Annotated in this window: 4 protein-coding genes; 1 reads left to right on the top strand and 3 read right to left on the bottom strand. The window is 69.2% G+C overall.

The genetic code is table 11. The features are described 5' to 3' along the window. Positions 1-768 (bottom strand): ROK family protein (locus tag FKP22_RS26645; protein ID WP_141290953.1); only part of this gene is annotated, 768 nt, incomplete at its 3' end. Between the two features lie 30 nt (positions 769-798). Beyond that, on the bottom strand, positions 799-1,425 hold the full coding sequence (locus FKP22_RS26640; RefSeq protein WP_141290951.1) for a TetR/AcrR family transcriptional regulator: 627 nt from the start codon (positions 1,423-1,425) through the stop codon (positions 799-801). 140 nt (positions 1,426-1,565) lie between these two features. On the opposite strand from FKP22_RS26640, the gene FKP22_RS26635 reads away from it, so the two are divergent. Continuing rightward, positions 1,566-1,913 (top strand): darcynin family protein, encoded by a 348-nt coding sequence (locus FKP22_RS26635; RefSeq protein WP_141290949.1) that lies wholly within the window; start codon positions 1,566-1,568, stop codon positions 1,911-1,913. On the opposite strand, the gene FKP22_RS32835 is transcribed toward FKP22_RS26635, so the two are convergent. Beyond that, on the bottom strand, positions 1,914-2,640 hold a 727-nt coding region (locus tag FKP22_RS32835), incomplete at its 5' end, for a hypothetical protein (protein ID WP_170201110.1). It lies immediately after the preceding gene.

Below are 2,640 nucleotides of genomic sequence, written 5' to 3'. Positions count from 1 at the left end.
GACGCAGCCCAGGTTGCCGCAATGGCAACGCGGGCCGTTCGGGTCCACGCAGATGTGGCCCACGTCGCCAGCCGAGCCGTTGGCGCCGCGGTAGACCTGACCGTGGCAGACGATGCCGCAGCCCACGCCTGTGCCGACCTTCACCACCAGGAAGTTCGGCAGCGAGCGGCCCAGCCGCCACAGCTCGCCCAGCGCCATCACGTTGACGTCGTTGTCGACGAACACCGGCGCGCTGAAGTCCGCCTTCAGGTCCTCGCGGATCGGGTAGCCGTCCCACTCGGGCATCAGCGGTGCGTTCACCAACTGGCCCAGCCCGAAGTCCACCGGCCCCGGCACGCCAATGCCGATCGCGATCACATCCGCCGCCTTGGCGCCGCATTGCTGCAGCAGATGCTTCATCAGCGCACGGATGCGGGCCAGCAGCAGGGCAGGGCCGTCGCGCACATTGGCCGGCTCGCTGTGGTGGGCCAGCAGCGTCAGGTCCGGCGCCAGCACGCCGACCTCCACGCCGGTGGCGCCCATCGCGATCGAGATCAGCACGCCCAGCCGGCGGCTCAGCCGCAGCGTCTGTGCCCGCCGCCCGCCGGTGGCAACCTGCTCCTCGGTCGTCTCGATCACGCCCTGGGCCAGCAGCCCGGCGACCGCCGCGTTGGTGCGGCTCTTCGAAAACGAGGCCTGACCGGACAGCGCGTCACGCGACAGCCCGCTCGACCAGAAGATGTGGTCGAGCAGCGCGGTTTCGTTGCGGGAGAGCTGCCAGCGTTGCATCGGGCGCCGATGATAGCCAGCGGCCTCCGTTCAGCCGCCGGTGGGTGGCGAGCTGAGGTACAGCCGCGTCATGCGGACGATTTCCTGTGTGGCGGTTTTCAGCGAGACGCCGCTGGGCCGGGTGGCGACCACCGCGTGCACCAGCGCGTGCAGCGCGTGCATCAGCATGTAGACCGCCAGGCGCAGGTTGGGCACGCGGACCTGGTCCGGGTAGCGCGCGAGCAGGCAGCCCATCTGCTCGGCAATGCGGGCCTCGGTTTCCTCGTGGCTGCTGAGCATGTCCAGCCCGGCCAGCTGGGTTTCCAGCACGCGGTGCAGCCCGGCTTCCACGCGATGGGCCTCGACCACGCCTTCGATGATGAGCTGCAGCGCTTCGTCGAACGGCAGGTCTTGCGACAGCGCGAAAGCGCGGTCCATGACCTCGTCCATCTGGCGCGAATGCCGGTCGTGCAGCGCGGTGATCAGCGCGTCCTTGTTCGGGAAGTACTGGTACAGCGAGCCGACGCTGACACCGGCGCGTTCGGCCACCAGGTTGGTGTTGGCGGCGGCGTAGCCGCGTTCGACCAAAACGCGAGCCGCGGCGTCCAGGATGGCCGTGACGGTGGCCTGAGAGCGCGCCTGGCGCGGCGCCTTGCGTGGGGAAACGGCGGTTTTCATCGACGGACTTGGTGGGCGAGAAATGCGAGTTGGAAATACGAGCAGGAACTCGCATAGTGTGGGCCTGTGCCCGGGGTGGCGTCAACACGATTGACGGCTGCGCCGGGTGCGAACGTGAACGACCCCGCACTGGACCTGACATGCCCGCCCGCCCCTACACCTTGTTCATGCTGCTGAAGGCCACGACCCGCTGGCTGGCGCTGGAGGCCGAGCAACGGCATGCGCTTGCTGACGACGCGATGGCCGAGATCTACAACCGCTTCCCCTCGGTGCGGCTGCGCTTCTTCAACGCCGGCGCCTTCCATGGCCGTTGTTCGGACGTGCTGGTGTGGCACACCACCGACCTGCCGGAATACCGCGCCGCAGCGGACACGCTGCGCGCCAATCCCTTCCTTTCCGAGGCCCATTTCGACGTGCTGGACGTGATTCCCAGCGTGCCGGACGACTGGCGCGAATACGAATGGAACGGCGGCCAGGCCTGGGCCTGATCAGCCTTTGCTGAGCGCCAGCGCCAGCACCTGCGTCAGCGACATGGCCGCACCGGCGCGCCAAGCGGCTTCGGTGGCCGGCCAGCCGATCTGCAGCGCGATCAGCCAGCGCGTTCGGCGGGCTTCGCGGGTGTCTTCCGGGCCCAGCACGCCAAAACGTTCGGCGAAAAATGCCTGCGCGAAACCCATCACGGTGGCGGCGCGTTCGGGCTGCCGCAGGTGGGCCAGCGCGCGTGGCAGGTTCCACAGGCCGTAGAACAGCTCGCGCCAGGCCAACGCTTTGACTGCTTCTTCCAGGCAGGCATGGAAGGCCTGCAGCGCTTCGGCGTGGCGGCGCAGGTCGCCCAGGCAATAGCCGCGCACGCTGAGCGTGAAGCACAGCAGGCGCGACTGGCCGAGCGCGCGCGCCTCGGCCTCCACTTCGCCGAGCAGCACCAGTTGCTCGGCCACGCGGCGCTGGAAGCCCAGGTTGATGGCCAGCGCGATGCGGCCTTCGTTGGCGCGCAGCCGGTTGCCGCTGCCGGTCCACAGCGCCAGCACGCGGCGGCGCAGCGGTTCTGCACCGGCATGGTCATTGCGGTTGCGCATGATCAGCGAGGCCTGCAGACCCAGCAGCCGGGCGTGCAATGAATCGGCCTTCACCGCCTCGGCGGATTGCAGCGCCGCCAGCAGCCAGGCGTCGTCCTCGGCCATGGGCTGGCCCACTCGCATGCGCACCCGCAGCGCC

The organism is Ideonella azotifigens (assembly GCF_006519715.1).
Classification (GTDB): Bacteria; Pseudomonadota; Gammaproteobacteria; order Burkholderiales; family Burkholderiaceae_C; genus Ideonella; species Ideonella azotifigens.
Note: the sequence above shows the minus strand (reverse complement) of the source record. Positions and strands in the feature narration are given on the sequence as shown.